Raw genomic sequence first — 18,093 nt, 5'->3', positions numbered from 1 at the left:
GGATTATAACTCTGTAAGTTAATACATTTTAGAGATTTAACTAAAGCTATGTTTAAAAATGGGATATTCCCATGTAAGAATTAGTAGCGATTTTGATGGTTGTGGAGGTGTTGAAGGCTGGAGTGATGCTTCAGAAACTTTTAATGTGACTTTAGAATTGGTAAACCGTAGTTATACTGGAAAAGAAATCGAACAGCTCTGGAGTGGCAATTTATTAAGAGTTTTGGATGAAGTTCAGGCTGTGGCAAAAAAAATGCAATCTTAGGCTAACAAATTGCTAATATCCTTAACACTAGCAACAATAATACCGACTAATAATAGAATTAAAATAGAATTGACGAGCAACCCAATTATTTTTTTTACTGAAATTGGCTCCTTCAGCCCTTTCATGCTATAAATAAAGCCAGCAATTCCTGCCACAAAAACTAATGAAATAGAAAAGCTACTTGCATAGGTATAGGTTTCTTCGGAAATTTTATCACTCCCAGCAAGAAACTGAAACACAATAAATATCAAAAAGCACACAATAGTGATGATTGCAAATTGGAAGGATTTGTTTGAGTTTTTATTTGGGTTCATTTTAAGTTAGCAATCATTATTTTTCATATCCTCATCATCTTTATGATTGTTTTATTAAACGAAATTCTAACTTATATGGAATTATATCAGCAACACCATTTTTACAAATCCAAATTATTTGATCTCCAAAACCATAATTTAATATAATTCTTTCAGTCATTTTTTTTGAAACTCTCATATTCCAATTCATAAACCAATAATTGATATTTACGTCAACGTCCATTTCAACTGTTTGGTGTTCAAACTCTCCTGCCAAACAGATATTACCTCTATCCAAATAAATTACATTAAAGTATCCTTTAGTCTTACCTTTTTCTTGCCAAACACTTAAATCCATTGAGTATTTTAAAATAAAATTATCATCAAAATAATCGAATTCAGCTTCCCAAGTTTGATCTAATGGATATGTTTCTTTTATTCCTCGTTTATTTATACAACTCTCTTCCCAAGTCCTTTTAGCTTTTAGTAATTGTTCTTTTGATATTGTTAGTGTTAAAGCTCTTTTACTATGTGCTAAATCATGGCATACAGGACAAATCAATGCTAGATTTTCTATATTATTATTCTGACTTATTTCATATTCTTCAATATGATGAATTACATAACTCTTACCTTTATTACCTAAACAACAACAGCAAGTGAAATTATTATGAAGCAACAAATCGTTAACTACCTTTTTATCTATTGGTTGTCTTGATATTTTATTTTTGGCTTCATCAGCTTCTATTTTTGTAAGTCCAAATTTTTCTATTAGATTTTTTTTAGAATTTCCTTTTATGCTTGTTACAGACAGACCTTTCTCAATAAAATAACTAGCCATTTTCTGACCTAATCCATATTTTATTAAATTCTGTAACTTTTTATCCATTAACTTTTTAAAATATTATGATTTGCATATAGCTTAATCCTGCAATCATGACTTTAAATCAGAGTAATTTTAATACCCCAAAACCTCTTTCAAAGCCTCTTCAAATCGACCTTTAGCCATATACTGTTTCTCCAATTGCCCAATAAAAGGAATAGGAGTTTCCATACTAGCAACACGCTTTACTGGTGCATCTAATTGCTCAAAGCAATTCTCCATTATTAGTGAAGAAATATCACTGGCAATACCTCCAAAAAGAGAATCTTCTTGTAAAATAATGGCTCTACCTGTTTTCTTAACAGATGCGTAAATAGCTTCAGTATCTAACGGTTGTAAACTTCTTAAATCTATAAGATCTGCATTGATATCTGGATTATTCTCTAGAGTTTCTAAAGCCCAATGTACTCCTGCTCCATAAGTGATAATCGTAACATCTGTTCCTTCTTTAAGCAAGGCTGCTTTTCCTAAAGGAATTGTAAAATAATTTACTGGTACCTCTTGACGAATAGTTCTATACAAGGCTTTATGCTCAAAAAATAAGACTGGATTTGGATCTTCTATCGCTGTTGCTAACAATCCTTTTGCATCATAAGGAAATGCTGGATATACAACTTTTAAACCAGGTGTTTTTGTAAACCAAGCTTCATTAGTTTGAGAATGAAATGGTCCTGCTGCAATACCTCCACCACATGGCATCCTTAAAACAACATCTGCTTGCTGATCCCAACGATAATGAGATTTTGCTAAATAATTAACCACTGGATTAAATCCAGAAGTTACAAAATCTGCAAACTGCATTTCAACTACAGACTTAATACCTGCAATTGATAATCCCATTGCTGCTTCTACAATTGCAGACTCACAAATTGGTGTGTTGCGTACACGTTCTTTTCCAAATGCTTCTACAAAACCTTCGGTAATTTTAAAAACACCTCCATATTCTGCAACATCTTGTCCCATAATGACCAAATCATTATGTTTTTCCATAGATTGTTTTAAACCTTGAGAAATAGCGTCTATTAATCGTAATTCTTCTGTTTTTGTACTTGGTGTCGCTTCTTTATATTGAAACGGTTTATAAATATCATTTAATTCTGTTGCCACATCAGGAACAATATCATCCTCGTCATAAGCTAACTTTAAATGCTCATTAATTTCATCAAGAATGGCTTCTCTAAAGGATTTGTCATCTTTTTCAGTAAGCAAATTCTGTTCTATTAAATAAGCTTTAAAATTATCTACTGGGTCTTTTTTAGCCCAATCATCCATTAATTTTTTAGGCACATATTTTGTTCCACTTGCCTCTTCATGACCTCTCATTCTAAAGGTTTTGAACTCAATTAAAATCGGGCGTGGACGTTTACGAATGCTTTCTGCCAATTTTTTAATTGTGGCATAAACTTCTAGTATGTTATTTCCGTCGAGAATAAAAGATTCCATACCGTAACCTTTAGCTCTATCTGCTAAATCTTTACAATTATATTGTTCACTGGTTGGTGTTGACAATCCGTAGCCATTATTCTCAATACAGAATAAAACAGGCAATTGCCAAACAGAAGCGACATTTAATGCTTCATGAAAATCACCTTCACTCGTACCTCCTTCTCCTGTAAAAACTGCAGTTACTTGTTGTTTCTTTTTTAATAAACTCGCTAAAGCAATTCCATCTGCAACTCCTAATTGTGGACCTAAATGTGAAATCATTCCAACGATATTAAACTCCTGTGTTCCGAAGTGAAAAGAACGATCACGACCTTTTGTAAACCCATTGGCTTTTCCTTGCCATTGACTAAATAAGCGATATAACGGAATCTCACGTGTCGTAAAAACACCAAGATTTCTATGCATTGGTAAGATATACTCCTCTTTTTCCATTGCCATCGTCACACCAACAGAAATAGCTTCTTGGCCTATCCCAGAAAACCATTTTGAAATTTTACCTTGACGTAATAGAATGAGCATTTTCTCTTCTATCATGCGAGGTTTAAGCATGTTTTTATAAAGGCTAATTAAAGTTTTATCGTCTAGATTTTTTTTATCGTAGGCTATTAAACTCTTGGTTGAAGTCAACATTATTTGAATTATTACATTAGTAAATCAAATGTAAATAAAAATTGAGTTTTATAAAGGCTAAGTGTGTTTTTTTTAAGTGGAACTCAAATCTGTGATTTTAGGACTATTTTCGCTATTTTTGTTTTATCGAAGTGTAAATAAATACAGGATACAATGAATAGAATACCAAGTGTAAACCTTCAGGATTTTCTTTCTGAAGATGCAAATAGAAAGCAAAAATTTATTGATGAAATTGGTAAAGCATACGAAGAAATTGGTTTCGTAGCATTGAAAGGTCATTTTTTAGACGATCAACTCGTTGATAATTTATATAGTGAAGTTAAGAACTTTTTTGACCTACCTGTCGAAACGAAACGTAGTTATGAAATTGAAGGTATTGGTGGGCAACGTGGTTATATTTCCTTCGGAAAAGAAAGCGCAAAAGGTAAAAAAGAAGGCGATTTAAAAGAATTCTGGCATTTTGGACAATATGTAGAAGACGATCCAGAACGTGCTAAGGAATATCCTGAAAATGTAACAGTAAATGAACTAGCACAATTTAATAAGATTGGTAAGGAAACATACCAAATGCTAGAGAAAACAGCGAAGTACGTGTTGAGAGCATTAGCTTTATATTTAAATTTAGAAGAGACGTATTTTGATAATTATATCCATAATGGGAATTCTATTTTAAGACCTATCCACTATCCTCCTATTTTAGAAGAACCAGAAAATGCTGTTCGTGCAGCTGCTCATGGTGATATTAATTTAATCACATTGTTAATGGGAGCTCAAGGACGTGGTTTACAAGTACAGAACAACGCAGGAGAATGGATTGATGCCATGGCAGAACCTGATGAATTGATGATTAATGTTGGTGATATGTTATCAAGACATACCAATAACAAATTGAAATCTACAATTCATAGAGTTGTAAATCCGCCAAGAGAACTTTGGGGAACGTCACGTTACTCAATTCCGTTTTTTATGCATCCAATAAGCGAAATGAAATTAGACGTTTTAGAAAGTTGTATTGATGAAGATAACCCTAAGCAGTTTGATAATATTACTGCTGGTGAGTTTTTAAATGAACGTTTAATTGAACTTGGACTTAAGAAGTAGTAAAAAAGTGTAAAATAGCTTTATTCTAAAATAACATAAGAATCATATATTTTACGATTCTTACTTTTTACTAAATACTAATAAGATGGATTTACAAGACCAATTAAAAAATCTCTTCCCAGAACATGTTGAGGCAGATGTTTCCGAAGAAAAAACTCCGAAAGAGAAAGGTATTTGGTTACAAGACGACCCTATAATTTGCAAATACGAAAAGCGAAAAGGGAAACCTATCACTATTCTTGAAGGTTATACTGGAGCAATTGAAGATTTTAAAAAACTAGCCAAAGAACTAAAACAAACATTAAGTGTTGGTGGCAGTTTTAAAGATGACAAGATTATTATTCAAGGTGATTATAGAGATAAAATCATGCAAATTTTAAAAGATAAAGGCTTTAATGTAAAACGTGTTGGTGGATGATTGATACAACGTTACATATCACAAACGGTAGTGCTTTAACCGATTATCTACTAAAATTAGATATTTCTAAAAAAGAAAACATCATCACTTGGGAAGAAACACTTTGTGTTGGACCTACTGTTGAAGAAGTTGCTTCTCCTGCATTTATAAAGATTAGACAAGCCTTTTTTAAATCGTTTTATGATCTCACTTTAAGCAAGAAAGACCTCATTAGTGGTCTTCAAAAATTAGACGACATTTCAAATTTTACAGAGATCGTTTTATGGTTTGAATACGATTTATTCTGTCACATTAATATGGTAGCAGTTATAAGTTTATTAGAGCAAAAAGGAATCTATTTACCATTGTATTTGGTTTGTAGTGGTCGCGTTGAAGGAGAAAAAGGCCTAAAAGCTTTAGGAGAATTAAATCCACAACAATTACAAACTCATTACGACAACAAAGTAAAACTTAACGTTGATGATATTGCATTAGCAAAAAAAGTTTGGACAATTTACTGCGGAAATGATCATAATTTACTCAAACCTCTTATAACTAGAACGTCTTCATTTGAATATATGGGAATTTGCTTGAAGGCTCATATTAAACGTTTTCCAGATGTACGAAGTGGAATTAGTACTTTAGAGTACAACATCTTAAAACTCGTTAAAGAAAACACCATTACTTCCAGACACCACCTTGTAGGATACACACTTCACTATCAAGGTTATTACGGTTATGGCGACTTACAGTTAGCTCGTATTATAGATCTATTATCTTTGTTTTTTACTGAAACAGAAAACTCATTAATATTAAATAGAAAAGGGCATTTAGCTCTTGAACATCAACATAATTATCAAGTCGAAATGAATAATACCATCCAATATGGAGGTGTACGAGCATTGGATTTTAAATTTGATAAACAACAAAATAAACTCATTAAAACAATAGCAAATGCCAATTAAAGCATCTGAATTAATCTTAAATCCTGACGGAAGTGTTTATCACTTAAATATACGTCCAGAACATTTGGCAACTACAATTATTACTGTAGGTGATCCAGATCGTGTATCTAGTGTCACAAAACATTTTGACAGTGTAGATTTCACAACACGTAAGCGAGAATTTCATACACAAACAGGAACTTATAAAGGAAAAAAAATCATTGTAATTTCGACTGGTATTGGGACAGATAATATTGATATTGTATTCAATGAATTGGATGCACTAGTCAATATCGATTTAGACAAAAGGGAAATAAAACCTGAGTTAACTTCGCTAGATATTATTAGAATTGGTACGTCTGGCTCTATCCAGAAGGACATCCCTATTGATTCTATCGTAATTAGTGAATATGCTGTAGGTTTTGATAGTTTGCTACATTTTTATGATAGCGAGCATGTGCAGTATTTTAAAATTTCAGAAGCATTGAAAGCACAAACCAATTGGTTTGATAAAAAATCTGATCCTTATGTTGTAAAATGTAGTGATCGTTTATTAAAAAAACTATCTAGTGAAAAAACATTCACTGGTTTTACAGCTACTAATGTTGGTTTTTATGGTCCACAAGGACGCATATTACGATTAGCAATTCAGGATAATGAGTTAAATGATAAACTTGCTAATTTTAATTACGACGGAAAAACAATTACCAATCTAGAAATGGAAACTGCTGGAATTTATGGGCTTTCTAATTTACTAGGTCATAACTCACTCTCAATGAATGCTATAATTGCAAATAGAGCAACTGGTGAATTTAGTGAAGATCCAAAAGAGGTTGTTGAACAACTCATTAAATATACCTTAGACAAAATAGTAGAGTAAGATTAAAATTTTAAGACAAAAACATTGAAAAAAATAAATATAGGAGGCGTTCCAGAGCATTTTAATCTTGCATGGTATCTTACTCTAAAAAATGGTGAGTACAAAGACGAAGGTATTAATCTGCGTTGGAAAGATTATTTTGGAGGAACAGGAGCTATGAATAAAGCACTTCGCGAAGGCGAAATTGATATGGCAGTTATTCTTACTGAAGGTGTCATCAAGGATATTATTGATGGGAACCCAACCAAAATTGTACAAACTTTTGTGCAATCTCCATTAATTTGGGGAATTCATGTGGCTCATGATTCTCAATTCAAAACCGTTGACGACTTAAAAGGTACAAGAGCTGCCATAAGCAGATATGGTTCAGGTTCTCACTTGATGGCTTACATAAATGCCGAAAACCATAAATGGAATTTAGAAAAAGACTTGAACTTTGAGGTTATTAAAAATCTTGATGGTGCAGTAGAGGGGTTATCTAATGGAGATGCAGATTATTTTATGTGGGAAAAATTCACAACAAAACCAATCGTTGATGATGGTGTTTTTAGAAGAATTAGCAACTGTCCTACTCCATGGCCTTGTTTCGTTATTGCTGTGAGAGAAGAATTTTTAGAATCAAATTTAGAAGACGTAAAAACGATTTTAAATATTGTTAATAATACTACAGAAGAATTTAAACTCATTCCAAGCATTGATAAAACCATTGCTAACAGATATGATCAAAAGTTAGAAGATGTTCAAGAATGGTTATCATTAACAGAATGGTCTCAAGAGGTTATTGATGAAACTACAATTAATACAATACAAGATAAACTACTTAAATTAGATATTATTCCTAAAAAAGTAGCTTATAAGAAGTTAGTTATGAAATTATAATCATTTTAGGTAGGAAAAAAGATCTTAAAGATGTTTTATGTTTGAATGTAATTTGTCGATGTAATAGGTAAATTTACCTGTTTTTTTTTCATAACTTTCTATTTATCAAAATTTTAATTACATTAGCATTGCCAAATCTTTTAAACTAACTTAACAAAATCAATCAACTATGATTATAACTATTACTCTTGCTATATCATTTTTAGTTGCAGTAAATTTTTTATTATTAATTTTTAGCTGCAATAAAGCAACTAAGAAAACAACTCTTAAACAACAAGCAACTATTATTAAAGTCGTTAAACCACAGACAGAAACCAAGCAACTCGCAACTAGGCAATTAGCACCTACAGGAAGTTAATTATAACCAATTTATTTCTTTTCTGTTTTTTGATTTCAACAAGAGATTAGTTTTACTAAAATGTTTATTACCAAACCAATATCCTCTATTTGCACTTAATGGTGAAGGATGACCCGAAGTGAATATTGTATGCTTACTCGTATCAATTAATTTTTCTTTCTTTTTCGCAAATCCTCCCCAAAGTAGAAATATAACTCCTTCTTTTTCTTTACTAATCATTTTTATAGCATTATCTGTAAATTGTTCCCACCCTTTTTTTTGATGACTACCAGCTTCATGCGCTCTTACTGTTAGCGTCGCATTTAACAATAAAACACCTTGTTTAGCCAAATGTTCTAAATTTCCAGATTTTGGATATGGAATACCAAGATCAGTTTCCAATTCTTTAAAAATATTCATTAAAGATGGTGGATGAGCTACTCCATCTGCTACCGAAAAACACAAACCATTAGCTTGACCATCTCCATGATAAGGATCTTGACCTATAATCACAACCTTAACGTCTTCAAAAGCACACAAATCAAAAGCAGAAAAAATCTCATCCTTTGGAGGGAAACACTTATGAGAAGCATATTCTTCTCTAACAAAATTCATTAATTCCTCAAAATATGGTTTTTCAAACTCATTTTGGAGTATTGCTTTCCAACTAGAATGGATATTTACGTTCATTTTATCAAAAAATTTATGCTCTAAAATATGAAATATGCCTTAGAGCAATGGCATCATCTATATTAAAATTTTGCTAAGAAAACAGTAAAACGCTAAATCACAATCAGCTAAAACATTTTATTACTAAACCATTAATAAGTACCTTTGCTTCCTTAACAATTAGAGGTTAACTATTAATGATTAATATTCACGAAAAAACATTACAAGATGTTGAATTCTACACTGTTTTACAGCAAGTGTCAGAGCTTTGTATAACAGACTTAGGTCGTGTTGAATCATTAAAAACAAAACCTTACACAACAAAAGAGGAGGTTCTTAAATCTCTAGATTACACCAATGAGTATGTATCTTCCTTTTATAATGATAATAGAATTCCTAATCATGGATTTGAGCCTATCACAAAAGAAATCAAACTTTTAAAGATTGAAAACTCTTATTTAGATACTAAAAGTTTCAAAAAAATAGCTTCTATCACACTTACAATAAGTGAGATACTTAAGTTTTTTAAGAAATTCGAAGAATACTATCCATCTTTATATACATCCTCTGCTAAACTGGAAGTCGTTGCACATCTTGTTACAGAGATTGATTCAATCATAGATCGTTTTGGAGATGTAAAAGACAATGCAACAGATACATTGTATCAATTACGTCAATCTATAAACTCAATTAGAGGAAAGATCAACATCAGTTTCAATGCTGCATTGACGCAATATCATAACTTAGATTATCTTGATGATATACGAGAATCTGTCGTTGAGAACAAACGAGTATTAGCTGTTAAAGCGATGTACAGACGTAAAGTTAAAGGAAGTATCATGGGTGGAAGCAGAACGGGAAGCATCGTTTACATCCAACCAGAACAAACCTTTCAATATGCGCGAGAACTTAATAACCTAGAGTTTGATGAAAGTGAAGAAATTGATAAAATTCTTAGAAATTTAACCGAATACATTCGTCCTTACACCTCTCTACTGCAGAGATACCAAGAGTTTCTTTTAAATTTAGATGTCATTTATGCAAAAGCAAAATACGCTCATTCTATCAACGGAATTCTCCCAACAATAAACGACGACAAGGTTTACAATGCTCAAGATGCTTACCATCCTTTACTTTATGTTTCTAATAAAGCGGAAGGCAAGAAAACCCATCCACAATCTATCGTTTTACACCCAGAAAATAGAATTATTGTTATTTCTGGACCTAATGCAGGTGGAAAAAGTATCACGCTTAAAACCATTGGTTTAATGCAAGTGATGTTGCAAAGTGGCTTATTAATCCCTGTACATGAGAAAAGTAACGTATGCTTTTTTGACCGTATCATTAGTGATATTGGTGACAATCAATCTATTGAAAACCACTTAAGCACATACAGTTACCGTTTAAAACAAATGAACTTTTTTCTTCGGAAATGTAACAAAAACACACTCTTCCTTATAGATGAATTTGGTACAGGAAGTGATCCAGAACTTGGAGGCGCTTTAGCTGAAACGTTTTTAGAAGAATTTTATCATCGTGAAGCCTACGGAATTATAACAACCCACTACTCTAACCTTAAGGTTTTAGCAAACGAGTTACCGTTCATGCAAAACGCTAATATGATGTTTGATGAAAAGAGTTTAGAACCTATGTTTAAACTCGCTTTAGGTCAAGCAGGTAGTTCATTTACTTTTGAAGTTGCACAAAAAAACGGAATCCCATATAGCCTTATCAATCGAGCAAAAAAGAAAATAGAACGCGGTAAAGTTCGTTTTGATGCAACGATTGCAAAACTTCAAAAAGAACGAAGTAAACTAGAAAAAACGGAACGTTCTCTCAAAGAAAACGAGAAGAAAAAACAAACTGAAGCAGATAAGCTAGAAGAAATAAATGCTAAAGTTCAAAAGAAATTAGAGAGTTTTCAAGAGTTATACGATTCTAACCAACGTCTTATTTACTTAGGACAGAAGGTTAACGATATTTCAGAGAAATTTTTTGACGACAAGAAGAAGCGAGAATTAATGGCAGAGCTATTTAAATTGGTTCAAATAGAAAATTCTAAACGAAAGAAAGTTTCCGCTAAACAAAAAAAGGCAGAAAAAGTTAAAGAAACGCAAGTAAAAAAAGAAGCAGAACAAAAAGTTGCTGTCATTCGTAAAAAGAAAAAAATCGCCAAAGAAAAAGCAAAGCCTGTTGAAAAACCTAAAGCTATATTAAAATTGGGTGATCGTGTAAGAATGGAAGATGGTCGCGCTGTTGGAACTATTGATAAAATAGAAAAAAACAAAGCGGTAGTTAACTATGGCATGTTTACTACTAATGTGAGTATGGATCAATTGGAGCTGGTTGAGGCTGTGAAAAAGTAAGCAGTTTCTAAATAGTTTAAACTCTAATCTTATGCTTTTAACACATTTTTCAAAAAGACTAATAACACTTAGCTTATCTTTGCAACGTGATAGAATCCTTACCAACAAACAAACAATTAATCTTATTTGATGGTGTTTGCAATCTTTGCAATAGCTCCATTCAATATGTGATTAAACATGATGAAAAAAATCTGTTTATGTTTGCGCCTTTACAGAGTAACATTGGTCAAGACATCATAAATGAATATAAAATAGATCCTAAAAAAACAGATTCTATTCTACTTTACTCTATTGAAAACGGGTTATCATCTAAATCTACAGCTGCTTTAAAAGTGGCTAAACACCTTGGGTTTCCTAGAAATTTAATGTCTGTATTTTTTATTGTTCCAACATTTATTAGAAATTGGGTTTATGATTACATTGCAAAAAACCGTTACAAATGGTATGGTAAGAAAGAAGCATGTATGATTCCTACTCCTGAGTTAAAATCTAAATTCTTGTAAATAATAGGTATAAAAAAAGTCCTTTCGGGAAAAAAGGACTTTAATAATTAACAACTAATTAAAACTAAAATAATTTTTAATCAAAGAGGGATTATCTAACGATATATTTGATTAATAGCACATTATTTATACTATAAATCTACTGCATATCTTAGATGTTGAGTAAAAACATCGTTATAAACCCGAAAAAAATTGTTTAATACACTTAACGTGTAAAAAACATCTATGAGATGCATAATTTATTCCAAAACTCATTCAAACGATACGTTAACTAACTCAAATCAAGGTTTTACTCAAACGAGGTTTTAAAACATGTGACTGTCATCTATGTTTACATTGAATTAAAACCAACATGTTATGAGACACATTACTTTCCTCCTATTTTTTATATCAGCATTATGTTTTGCCAAAACAGACAAAAACAAAAAAAACAATACATCATCTACACTAAAAGAAGTCACAGTTTATTTAAGTGGAGCTCAAATAGAGCGCATTGCAACCATTAAATTAGCAAAAGGCACAACTGAGTTTGTATTTAATAAACTCTCACCAAATATTCAGGAAAGTAGTATTCAAATTTCTGGACTTAAAAGTGCATCTATTCTTTCTGTTAACTTCGGAATTAATTATTTATCAAAGCAGGATAACTCTCAAGAAGTTGAGGATATTCAGCAACGAATTAAAGATTTAAACAACAAATACATAAGCCAAGACAATATCATTACTGGTTATAATGAAGAACTTTATCTCATTCAACAAAACAGATCTCTTGGTAATACTACACAAGTTGTAAGCTTAGAGAAGCTTCAAAAGTTTTCAACCTATTTCAGAACGAGAATAACAGAGATTAAAGAAAAAATCCAAGAATCTACAAGTGTTAAAAGTGATCTAAGTGCTCAAATTTCAGATTTAAAAAAACAACTTAATGAACTTAATGTGGACGAAAAAGTCCAAACTGGAGAAATTAAAATTAAGTTAAACACAGAGATTGCAACAGATCTAAACTTGATTATAAAATACAATGTGAGTGAGGCTGGCTGGTTTCCTATATATGATATTAAGGCTGAGAAAATCAATAAGCCTTTACAATTAGCATACAAAGCACACGTTTACCAAAACACGGGTAACGATTGGAATAATGTAAAACTAACACTTTCTACAAGTGATCCAAATACCAATAATGTAAAACCAAATATAGATCCTAAATATTTAAATTTTATTAGCAAACACAGTAACTACAACAGTAATCGAGCAACTAAGAGTTATAACTATAAATACAACCCTTTAGTAAAAACAGTATCTGGTGTGGTGACATCTTCAAGCGACGGATTGCCACTTCCAGGAGTTAATGTTATAGAAAAAGGAACAAGTAATGGTGTCCAAACTGATTTTGATGGTAATTATACTATAAAAACCAAAGGTGGTAAAGATTTACAATATTCGTTTATTGGCATGCAAAGTGAAACTTTACCAATTCACTCGAGTATTATGAATGTTACTATGTTGGAGGATTTGAATGCTTTAGATGAAGTTGTTATTACGGGTTATGCTGGAAAAAATTCGAAAAGTAAATTATCGAGTGCTGTTAAAACAATAAGTATTGATGAATTACTACAAGGTCAAACTGCAGGTTTAAACATAAGTACTGGCAATGGTCAACCTGGACAAAGCGCAAATGTCATTATAAGAGGTCGAAATTCCCTAAATGGAGATACTGAGCCATTATTTATAATTGATGGTGTTCCTGTAGACCAGGATAATTTTAGAGAATTAAATCAAAATGACATCAAAGACATGAAAGTACTAAAAAACGCTAGTGCGACTGCATTATATGGCAATCGAGGCGCAGGTGGTGTTATTTTAATTTCAACAAAAGAAGGTGATTTTACATCTAATGGCGATTTTATAGAAGAAGGTATTACCAATACACGTTTTGAAATTAGCAAACTACACTCCATCCCAACCAGTGGCGATGTTACGGTAATTGAAATAGAAAATTATGAAGTACCAGCAACCTACTCTTACTTTGCTGCTCCTGTTTTAAATGAAAATGTGTTTTTAACTGCGGAAATTGAAAATTGGGAACAATATAATCTGCTACCAGCAGAAGCAAACGTTTATTTTGAAGGGAGTTACTCTGGGAAAACAAACATCAATCCGCAGAGCACCACAGAAAAATTAACCATTTCCTTAGGTGTTGATCCAAATGTTGTGGTAAAACGAACACAACCAACAGACTTTAAAAAGAATGCGTTTATTGGCAGTAATAAAATCATTTCAAAACAATACGAAATAGAATTGAAAAACAATAAATCATCTGCAATTGACTTGGTCTTATATGATCGTATCCCAATTAGCCAGAATAAAGACATTAAAATTGATGATATAGAAACTGGTCGCTCAAATTACGATGACAAAAAAGGAATCTTAAAATGGACGCTTAAACTTGATACAAATGTTAAAGAAACTCATAAATTTTCATACACAGTCAAGTATCCCAAATACAAACGTGTAAATTTGTAAAAGTTAATACATGAAAGCCTTAAAGCGACATGTTCAGCTTGAGCCTAACTTCAGTTAGTTGGGAATATATCAAGTTCTCGTTTGATGAATAGTCTAACAGCAAATGAGTTTCAGGTTTTAAAAATCTGATAGAATACTTAAGTTTTAAGGCTTTTTTTATTTTTAGCTTTAAAAAGAGGTTTCCGTTTATATTAAATAATCAATTAAAATCACCCTCGAACATTTACAAACGTTTGAATTTATTCTTAACTACTTCTTACTTACTAACTCAATATTTTCTTTAAAACATTATAAGTAGCTAATTCCATTTGATCCACTTCCCCATCAGCAAAAGCCATTAATTTAATGTCTGCAAATAAGTCATCTAAATTATTGTTATAAGTGCTTTCATGCTTGACAGCTTCAATTATTTTATTCAAACTTTGGTAATCATTGTCTGCATCAAACTCTTCTTTTATATGAAGATAAGTTTTGAGATCAACGCGAGAAAGGATGTAATGACGTTCTTTTTTAGTTTCTTCTAAATCAGAATGTGCCACATATAATAAAGTGTATGCGACTAGTTCTTGTTTTGTCCAATTATTATTTGTCATAATTATGTTGTTAAAGTTCCGTATTCTGTCCATGAACCGTCATAAACAGATATATTTTTATAATTTAAAATAGTTGCAGCCAAAGCTAAAATACAAGCTGTTATTCCTGAACCACAAGAAAAAGTTAATGATTTATCTTCAATTTCAAAAGTATTAAAAATAGATTCCAATTCTTCTTTAGATTTTAAACAATTACCATTGAGTAAATCTGTATAAGGTAGATTTTCAGAATTTGGAATTGTCCCACTTCGTAATCCTTCTCTAGGTTCTGCCACTTTACTTTTAAACCTATCTTGGGAACGAGCATCTAAAATCAAACAATCTTTATTATTAGATATTTCAGAAATATGATTAAAAAAACGCATGTATTTGGGATGATAATTTGCCACAAAATTTCCAGTACTCCAATTTGGAATATCTAAAGAAGTTACTGTTTTATAGTTTAGTTTTTTCCATTCTGGAAGTCCGCCATCTAAAACAGCCACATTGTCATAACCAAACGTTTTAAAGAGCCACCAAACTCTGGCACTTGAGTAAATCCCTTTAGTGTCATATACGACTATAATAGAATCTTGATTAATTCCTAAAACTCTCGCTTCTCGTTGAAATTGTTCTGCAGAAGGCACTGTTGTTGGAAACTCAGCTCCGGTATCGCTAAATTTTCCTTTTAAATCGAAATATCTTGTTTTAGGAATCCATCCTTCCGAAGAAAAAGAAATAGAATCTGACACTTTTCTAATTGTTGCATCTAAAATGACTAGCTTTTCATTATCAAGGTTGTCATGAAGCCATTTTACACTAACAATTTGTGAATTATCACTACGCATCTTAAACGGTTTTTAAAAGCTATTTTACAGCATCATAGTTATCATCCCATTCTTTAGGTTTAGGATCGTGCAATTTTCCAACAGATTTAGCAACAATCATTGATACTGTTGCATCTCCTGTAACATTAACGACTGTTCTACACATATCTAAAGGTCTATCTACTGCAAAAATTAATGCTAAGCCTATTGGTAATAATTCTGGAGGAAGTCCTACTGATTCTAAAACAATAACAAGCATTACCATTCCTGCACCTGGAACTGCTGCACTACCAATTGATGCTAACAAAGCTGTTAAAACAATAGTGATTTGATCTGCAAAAGTTAAATCTAATCCTAGTGCTTGAAATATAAATACTGCAGCAACAGCTTGGTATAAACTTGTACCATCCATGTTAATTGTTGCTCCAACTGGTAGAACAAAACTAGAAACTTCTTTATCAACTCCTATATGTTCTTCAACACGCTCCATAGTTACTGGAAGTGTCGCAGCACTAGAACTCGTTGAAAATGCTAATAGTTGAGCTGGACTGATTTCTTTTAAAAACCAAAATGGATTTTTCTTTGTAAACGTTGCAACGATAATGCAATAAAAAACGATCATTAAGACTAATCCAAAAACAACAACTCCTGCATACTTTAATAAGGCAAACAATATGTCTGGATCATCTGAAGACACAACAACATTAGCTAATAAGGCAAACACTGCAACTGGAGCCGATAACATAATCAAGTCCACCATTTTTAATACGATATCATTTAATGAATCGAATAATTTTTTCATTGGTTTCGCTTGCTTTTCTCCTATTAGAAGCATCGAAATCCCCAAAAATATAGCAAAGAAAATCACTTGAAGCATTAGCTTATTATTACTTAAAGCATTGAACGCATTATCAGGAACCATGTCTTCTAAAAACTGTAAAGGTCCTGTATCCATTTGCTTAGAGGCTTCTGCTATTTTTGCTTTTACACTACTATTTTCAGAATACGTTTCGGTAAGTTTAGCTATTGTTTCTTCGGAAACTCCATCTCCTGGCTGAATAATATTAACGAGAGCCAATCCTATTGAAATAGCAATTACAGTAGTTACTATATAAATCCCAATCGTTTTTAAACCAATATTTTTAAACTTAGAAATATCTTTTAAATCTGAAATCCCTTTAATTAAAGACGCTAATATTAAAGGAATAGCAATAAGCTTTAATAACTTCACAAAGATAGAACCTATTGGTTTAATCCAATCTTCTGTAAATGCTCTTCCTCCTACTTGAAGCATTATAAAACCAAATACTAAACCTAGTAGCATTCCTATTAAAATTTTCCAGTGTAATGCCAGTTTTTTCATATATCTATTGGGATTTAAAATCTATGTGTATTCTAATTATACATTTTGTTGAGCAAATAAAGATCGGCTATTACCAAAGCTGCCATTGCTTCTACGATTGGTATTGCTCTTGGTACAACACAAGGATCGTGACGACCTTTACCTTGCATTTCTACAATTTCACCAGAGCTATTGAGCGCATCTTGTTTTTGAATCACTGTTGCTACGGGTTTAAAGGCTACTCTAAAATAGATATCCATTCCATTACTAATGCCTCCTTGAATACCTCCAGAAAGATTGGTTTTAGTGGTTCCATCTTCATTAAAAAGGTCATTATGTTCTGTTCCTTTCATTCGTGCTCCACAGAACCCGCTGCCATACTCAAAACCTTTAACTGCATTTATAGAAAGCATTGCTTTTCCTAGTTCTGCATGGAGTTTATCAAATACAGGTTCTCCTAATCCTATTGGTACGTTTTGAAGTACACAAGTCACTGTGCCTCCAATAGTATTTCCTTCTTTTTTAATTTCTTTTATTTTTGCAATCATCTGTTCTGCAACTGCTTCATCTGGACAACGTACAGCATTAGTTTCAGTTTTAGAAAAATCTAAAGCTTGATAAGGCTTCTCTAAAAAAATATCACCTACAGATGATGTATAAGCATTAATTTTGATAGTACTTAGAAATTGTTTCGCAATTGCTCCAGCAACCACTCTAGACGCTGTTTCACGTGCAGAGCTTCGTCCTCCTCCTCTATAATCACGCACACCATACTTTTTTTCATAGGTGTAATCTGCATGACTTGGCCTGTAAACATCTTTTATATGCGAATAGTCATTTGATTTTTGGTTTGTATTTTTAATAACAAATCCAATTGGAGTTCCTGTGGTTTGACCTTCAAAAATTCCTGATAGAAATTCAACAGTATCAGGCTCTTTACGTTGGGTAACGATATTTGACTGTCCAGGCTTTCGTCTATTCATTTCATTTTGAATAGCATCAAAATCTAGTAGTATTCCTGGAGGACAGCCATCAATAATTCCACCAATTGCTGCACCATGTGACTCACCAAATGTGGTAAGTTTAAAAATGTTTCCATAGGAATTTCCTGCCATAATAAAAGATTTTACGCTAAAGTACTTGTAAAAATAGACAAACAAAAACAGAAATCCATAAAGCATCCTATTTCCGAAGATATTTCACATAACAATTGCTTAACAATTTGCTGATTGTTTG

General features: G+C 32.0%; 17 protein-coding genes and 1 pseudogene. 10 read left to right on the top strand and 8 right to left on the bottom strand.

Annotated elements, in window-relative coordinates:
• Positions 1–55: 55 nt before the first annotated feature.
• A pseudogene (locus tag IM744_RS05270) lies at positions 56–265 on the top strand (membrane dipeptidase); the annotation flags it as partial.
• Here IM744_RS05270 and IM744_RS05265 read toward each other — a convergent pair.
• The 3 genes from IM744_RS05265 to IM744_RS05255 form a co-directional block, all read right to left on the bottom strand.
• Entirely contained in the window at positions 262–579 is a 318-nt protein-coding gene (locus tag IM744_RS05265) for a hypothetical protein (protein WP_194507058.1), read from the bottom strand. The pseudogene IM744_RS05270 and the gene IM744_RS05265 sit on opposite strands and share 4 nt — an antisense overlap.
• Before the next feature lie 40 nt (positions 580–619).
• On the bottom strand, positions 620–1,447 hold the full coding sequence (locus IM744_RS05260) for an HNH endonuclease signature motif containing protein (RefSeq protein WP_194507057.1): 828 nt from the start codon (positions 1,445–1,447) through the stop codon (positions 620–622).
• Positions 1,448–1,516: 69 nt separating this feature from the next.
• Complete coding sequence (locus IM744_RS05255; RefSeq protein ID WP_194507056.1) at positions 1,517–3,517, bottom strand: alpha-ketoacid dehydrogenase subunit alpha/beta; 2,001 nt, start codon at positions 3,515–3,517, stop codon at positions 1,517–1,519.
• A 153-nt stretch (positions 3,518–3,670) separates the two neighbouring features.
• Between IM744_RS05255 and IM744_RS05250 the strand changes: the two genes are divergently transcribed.
• From IM744_RS05250 to IM744_RS05225, 6 genes are all read left to right on the top strand, one after another.
• Complete coding sequence (locus IM744_RS05250; RefSeq protein ID WP_194507055.1) at positions 3,671–4,618, top strand: isopenicillin N synthase family dioxygenase; 948 nt, start codon at positions 3,671–3,673, stop codon at positions 4,616–4,618.
• Positions 4,619–4,703: 85 nt separating this feature from the next.
• Positions 4,704–5,036: a translation initiation factor gene (locus IM744_RS05245; protein WP_194507054.1), complete on the top strand. Its 333-nt coding sequence runs from the start codon at positions 4,704–4,706 to the stop codon at positions 5,034–5,036.
• Positions 5,033–5,980 carry a DUF1835 domain-containing protein gene (locus tag IM744_RS05240; RefSeq protein WP_194507053.1) on the top strand — a complete coding sequence of 316 codons (948 nt, stop codon included), beginning with the start codon at positions 5,033–5,035 and terminating at the stop codon, positions 5,978–5,980. Before IM744_RS05245 ends, IM744_RS05240 begins: the two co-directional genes overlap by 4 nt.
• A complete protein-coding gene (locus IM744_RS05235; RefSeq protein ID WP_194507052.1) occupies positions 5,970–6,839 on the top strand; it encodes a nucleoside phosphorylase in 870 nt (289 codons plus the stop codon). Before IM744_RS05240 ends, IM744_RS05235 begins: the two co-directional genes overlap by 11 nt.
• Positions 6,840–6,863: 24 nt before the next feature.
• Positions 6,864–7,718, top strand: coding sequence for a substrate-binding domain-containing protein (locus IM744_RS05230; protein WP_194507051.1), 855 nt, complete (start codon positions 6,864–6,866; stop codon positions 7,716–7,718).
• A gap of 169 nt (positions 7,719–7,887) precedes the next feature.
• A complete protein-coding gene (locus IM744_RS05225; protein WP_194507050.1) occupies positions 7,888–8,076 on the top strand; it encodes a hypothetical protein in 189 nt (62 codons plus the stop codon).
• Here IM744_RS05225 and IM744_RS05220 read toward each other — a convergent pair whose 3' ends face one another.
• On the bottom strand, positions 8,077–8,745 hold the full coding sequence (locus tag IM744_RS05220; RefSeq protein WP_194507049.1) for a uracil-DNA glycosylase: 669 nt from the start codon (positions 8,743–8,745) through the stop codon (positions 8,077–8,079).
• Between the two features lie 176 nt (positions 8,746–8,921).
• On the opposite strand from IM744_RS05220, the gene IM744_RS05215 reads away from it, so the two are divergent.
• The 3 genes from IM744_RS05215 (at position 8,922) to IM744_RS05205 (ending at position 14,116) form a co-directional block, all read left to right on the top strand.
• On the top strand, positions 8,922–11,090 hold the full coding sequence (locus tag IM744_RS05215; RefSeq protein ID WP_194507048.1) for an endonuclease MutS2: 2,169 nt from the start codon (positions 8,922–8,924) through the stop codon (positions 11,088–11,090).
• A gap of 86 nt (positions 11,091–11,176) precedes the next feature.
• Positions 11,177–11,593: a thiol-disulfide oxidoreductase DCC family protein gene (locus IM744_RS05210; protein WP_194507047.1), complete on the top strand. Its 417-nt coding sequence runs from the start codon at positions 11,177–11,179 to the stop codon at positions 11,591–11,593.
• 357 nt (positions 11,594–11,950) lie between these two features.
• Entirely contained in the window at positions 11,951–14,116 is a 2,166-nt protein-coding gene (locus tag IM744_RS05205; protein ID WP_194507046.1) for a DUF4139 domain-containing protein, read from the top strand.
• 263 nt (positions 14,117–14,379) lie between these two features.
• Here the strand turns inward: IM744_RS05205 and IM744_RS05200 are convergent, their stop codons facing one another.
• The 4 genes from IM744_RS05200 to aroC are packed head-to-tail and all read right to left on the bottom strand — an operon-like array spanning position 14,380 to position 17,972.
• Positions 14,380–14,709: a hypothetical protein gene (locus IM744_RS05200; protein ID WP_194507045.1), complete on the bottom strand. Its 330-nt coding sequence runs from the start codon at positions 14,707–14,709 to the stop codon at positions 14,380–14,382.
• A 2-nt stretch (positions 14,710–14,711) separates the two neighbouring features.
• On the bottom strand, positions 14,712–15,536 hold the full coding sequence (locus IM744_RS05195; protein ID WP_194507044.1) for a sulfurtransferase: 825 nt from the start codon (positions 15,534–15,536) through the stop codon (positions 14,712–14,714).
• A gap of 19 nt (positions 15,537–15,555) precedes the next feature.
• Positions 15,556–16,878 carry a dicarboxylate/amino acid:cation symporter gene (locus tag IM744_RS05190; RefSeq protein WP_194507043.1) on the bottom strand — a complete coding sequence of 441 codons (1,323 nt, stop codon included), beginning with the start codon at positions 16,876–16,878 and terminating at the stop codon, positions 15,556–15,558.
• 32 nt (positions 16,879–16,910) lie between these two features.
• Complete coding sequence (gene aroC, locus IM744_RS05185; RefSeq protein WP_194507042.1) at positions 16,911–17,972, bottom strand: chorismate synthase; 1,062 nt, start codon at positions 17,970–17,972, stop codon at positions 16,911–16,913.
• Between the last annotated feature and the right edge of the window lie 121 nt (positions 17,973–18,093).

Origin of the sequence: Psychroserpens luteus (assembly GCF_015319355.1) — a bacterium.
Lineage (GTDB): Bacteria > Bacteroidota > Bacteroidia > Flavobacteriales > Flavobacteriaceae > Psychroserpens > Psychroserpens luteus.
This window is presented reverse-complemented; position numbering and strand designations above follow the sequence as displayed.

What these genes read in the sequence shown, in the direction of transcription:
- IM744_RS05250 (WP_194507055.1), top strand. Translation starts at nt 3,671, where the DNA reads ATGAATAGAATACCAAGTGTAAACCTTCAGGATTTTCTTTCTGAAGAT.
- IM744_RS05255 (WP_194507056.1), bottom strand. Translation starts at nt 3,517, where the DNA reads ATGTTGACTTCAACCAAGAGTTTAATAGCCTACGATAAAAAAAATCTA.
- IM744_RS05245 (WP_194507054.1), top strand. Translation starts at nt 4,704, where the DNA reads ATGGATTTACAAGACCAATTAAAAAATCTCTTCCCAGAACATGTTGAG.
- IM744_RS05205 (WP_194507046.1), top strand. Translation starts at nt 11,951, where the DNA reads ATGAGACACATTACTTTCCTCCTATTTTTTATATCAGCATTATGTTTT.
- IM744_RS05225 (WP_194507050.1), top strand. Translation starts at nt 7,888, where the DNA reads ATGATTATAACTATTACTCTTGCTATATCATTTTTAGTTGCAGTAAAT.
- aroC (WP_194507042.1), bottom strand. Translation starts at nt 17,972, where the DNA reads ATGGCAGGAAATTCCTATGGAAACATTTTTAAACTTACCACATTTGGT.
- IM744_RS05260 (WP_194507057.1), bottom strand. Translation starts at nt 1,447, where the DNA reads ATGGATAAAAAGTTACAGAATTTAATAAAATATGGATTAGGTCAGAAA.
- IM744_RS05240 (WP_194507053.1), top strand. Translation starts at nt 5,033, where the DNA reads ATGATTGATACAACGTTACATATCACAAACGGTAGTGCTTTAACCGAT.
- IM744_RS05195 (WP_194507044.1), bottom strand. Translation starts at nt 15,536, where the DNA reads ATGCGTAGTGATAATTCACAAATTGTTAGTGTAAAATGGCTTCATGAC.
- IM744_RS05215 (WP_194507048.1), top strand. Translation starts at nt 8,922, where the DNA reads ATGATTAATATTCACGAAAAAACATTACAAGATGTTGAATTCTACACT.
- IM744_RS05200 (WP_194507045.1), bottom strand. Translation starts at nt 14,709, where the DNA reads ATGACAAATAATAATTGGACAAAACAAGAACTAGTCGCATACACTTTA.
- IM744_RS05235 (WP_194507052.1), top strand. Translation starts at nt 5,970, where the DNA reads ATGCCAATTAAAGCATCTGAATTAATCTTAAATCCTGACGGAAGTGTT.
- IM744_RS05190 (WP_194507043.1), bottom strand. Translation starts at nt 16,878, where the DNA reads ATGAAAAAACTGGCATTACACTGGAAAATTTTAATAGGAATGCTACTA.
- IM744_RS05220 (WP_194507049.1), bottom strand. Translation starts at nt 8,745, where the DNA reads ATGAACGTAAATATCCATTCTAGTTGGAAAGCAATACTCCAAAATGAG.
- IM744_RS05265 (WP_194507058.1), bottom strand. Translation starts at nt 579, where the DNA reads ATGAACCCAAATAAAAACTCAAACAAATCCTTCCAATTTGCAATCATC.